Annotated in this window: 3 protein-coding genes and 1 pseudogene; 2 read left to right on the plus strand and 2 right to left on the minus strand. The window is 71.2% G+C overall.

From position 1 onward, the window contains the following. Window positions 1-424: pseudogene (locus BUE45_RS32865) on the plus strand (hypothetical protein); the annotation flags it as partial. Between the two features lie 185 nt (window positions 425-609). Here the strand turns inward: BUE45_RS32865 and BUE45_RS30995 are convergent. After that, window positions 610-1005: a hypothetical protein gene (locus BUE45_RS30995; RefSeq protein ID WP_143173567.1), complete on the minus strand. Its 396-nt coding sequence runs from the start codon at window positions 1003-1005 to the stop codon at window positions 610-612. 109 nt (window positions 1006-1114) lie between these two features. Between BUE45_RS30995 and BUE45_RS33980 the strand changes: the two genes are divergently transcribed. Further along, complete coding sequence (locus BUE45_RS33980) at window positions 1115-1237, plus strand: hypothetical protein (protein ID WP_281256394.1); 123 nt, start codon at window positions 1115-1117, stop codon at window positions 1235-1237. A gap of 132 nt (window positions 1238-1369) precedes the next feature. On the opposite strand, the gene BUE45_RS31000 is transcribed toward BUE45_RS33980, so the two are convergent. Beyond that, window positions 1370-1634 (minus strand): tetratricopeptide repeat protein (locus BUE45_RS31000; RefSeq protein WP_143173568.1); only part of this gene is annotated, 265 nt, incomplete at its 5' end.

The following is a 1634-nucleotide window of genomic DNA, read 5'->3' on the forward strand; positions in this document are numbered from 1 at the left end:
CGGAACGGTGGACTTCTCCGGAGCCGAGTTCGCCTACGGAACGGTGTCCTTCTCCGGAGCCAAGTTCGCCTACGGCACGGTGAACTTCCACAAGACCCAGTTCACCGGCACGATGGTGTCTTTCCACACGGCGGAGTCGACCAGAGGAAAGCTGTCCTTCTCCGAGGCCGAGTTCGCCGGGGGGAAGGTGGACTTCGAACACGCCAGAGGGGAGTGCCCCGAGGGTCTTCGAGAAGCCCGAGCACATGCCGCCCCCGGAGTGCTGCTGCTCCCGCAGACATGGGAGCAGCACCCTGCCCCCGAAAGTCAGCAGGACCCGGCCACAGAACCGCCCACGACCAGTCCCTGGCTGAACGCACTGGCCAGCGCAGTGGTCAACGGCTGGAAGAAGGTGAGGCCGCAACGGGACACACCGGACGACTAGGCCCGGTTCTCCCGAAGCTACGGCCAGGGTCGGGGGTCGAGGAGGATTGCTACAGGATTTAGCGGTAGGGCCGTGACCTGACGTCGCACACCACGAAGGCCCGTTCTCCGGGGGCTGGGGAACAGGCCTTCTCGTGCTCGCGGGGCCGGTTGCGGTCGTGGCCCGGGGGCGGGGCTTTTCGCGTGTCAGGGGCCCGGCGGCGGCCACTCGGTGAGCAGGTCCGGGCCCACCTCTTCGAGCAGGGCCATCCGGCGTTCCAGCTCAGCGGTGGGCCCCAGCAGCTCCGGGTACAGCCGCACGCCCAGCACGATGATCGCCAACTCCGCCGGGAGGACGCCGGCCACCGCGGCCGGGCGCACCACCTCGCCGACCCCCAGGGCACGGGACCTACGGCGGAGCGTGCGGGCGTCCAGGACCGCCGAGCACACCGCCCAGCTGATCCTCGCCGCGGTGAGGGGGTAGCGGGCCAGGCCCGGCGCCTCCCGCAGCAGAGCCGGGAGCGCCCCGTGGTCGGCCACCCACGCCGAGCGGGCCTCGCGGTGGGTGCGGCCGTAGGGCGGCGGCGGGTCGGGGATCGGCATGCGGTCCATTTTCGCAGGCCACATGTGGTCACCGGGGCCTGTTCGCCGTCGGCGCGGGTAGGCCGCCCTCCGGGCGGGCGCGCACGGTGCCCGCCGGAAGGAGGCGACCATGCACCGATCCAAGGGCGGTGGCCCGTCCGCCGGGGGCCGCAGCTACGACCCCCTCGACCCGGCGCCGGCCCCCGAGCCGGAGCCGGACAAGCCCGGGACCGAGGAGCGCAAGCCCGGCTGAGGTCACGCCGTGGCCACGACGCCCCCGCGCAACGTCGCGTTGCGCGGGGACTTCTCTTCGCCCCGGACCCAGTTGATACAAATCTTGGTCCCGATAAGGCTGTGTCGGGCTGGTGGCTGGCCCTTGGCCAGGTCAGGTCTCATCATGGGCGCCCGGACCCTGCTGGATCTCGGCGATGTTCTGCTGTGCGATTGCCGCCCAGTCGTTGTCACCGACGGCCCGGAACAGCTCCATCGACCGGGCAAAGGCGTCGATCGCCTCACCGAACCGGCGCACCTGCTCCAGGGCGGTGCCGAGGTTGTTCCACGCTGTCGCTTCGCCGTGGGCGCCCCCGACCTGCTGGTGCAGGTCGCGGGCGCGGGTGTGGGCATTGATCGCCTCCTCCACCCGACCCACC

Origin of the sequence: Nocardiopsis flavescens (assembly GCF_900141985.1) — a bacterium.
Taxonomy (GTDB): Bacteria; Actinomycetota; Actinomycetes; order Streptosporangiales; family Streptosporangiaceae; genus Nocardiopsis; species Nocardiopsis flavescens.